This is a genomic window from Vibrio sp. 1401, assembly GCF_033340295.1.
In genome coordinates, this window is sequence record NZ_JAWOWF010000278.1 from 1 (window position 1) to 777 (window position 777).

The window sequence follows — 777 nt, forward strand, 5'->3', positions numbered from 1 at the left end:
TTGGTAACGCCCAACATCTCCAACTTGCTTGACCAGTTCCTCAGCGAGAGTGACCACGTCTCGGATCCCCAAGTTGAAGCCCTGCCCAGCAATGGGATGCAGCGTTTGTGCTGCGTTACCGACTATCGCAAAACGGTGTGAAATATTTTGCTTACGGTGACGAAGCAACAACGGATAGCTCGCACGCAGCCCCACTTTTTGCATCGCACCTAATCGCCAACCAAAATCTTGCTGAAGCCGTTCAAGAAATTCGCTTTCAGACAATTCCATTACAATTTGAGCTTCATCAGGACGTAAGCACCACACGAGCGACATTCGATTATCACTCATTGGCAGCAGGGCAACTGGGCCGTTTTCAGTAAAACGCTCAAATGCGCGACCTTGATGCGGCTCTTGAGTCACAATATTGGCAATTACGGCAACTTGGTCGAAATCATGCTCAGAAAGCTCCAAACCAATTTGCTGACAACATTGCGAAACCGCACCATCGGCGGCAACAAGTAATTTCGCATTAAGCAACTCACCACTAGCAAGCTCAATCGTCACATTTTCTTGAGTTCGGGTAATGTGCTTCGCGGAGTCTGGGCAGTACAAATCGATAGCGGTACTGTGAGTCAGCAATTCTTGGTAAACACGACCAACATCGGCTAACTCTACAACATAACCTAACGCTTCAACGCCAACGTCGTGCTTAGTGATGTCCGTCATTCCCGCATGAGAACGATCAGACACATGGATGTGTTCAATCGGGGTCGAAAAAGGTTCAATCGCAGACCA

1 protein-coding gene is annotated in these 777 nt (G+C 48.5%); it reads right to left on the bottom strand.

Annotation, left to right across the window (positions count from 1 at the left end):
* On the bottom strand, positions 1-777 hold a 777-nt coding region (locus R7Z77_RS25090; RefSeq protein WP_318137012.1), incomplete at both ends, for a 2-octaprenyl-6-methoxyphenyl hydroxylase.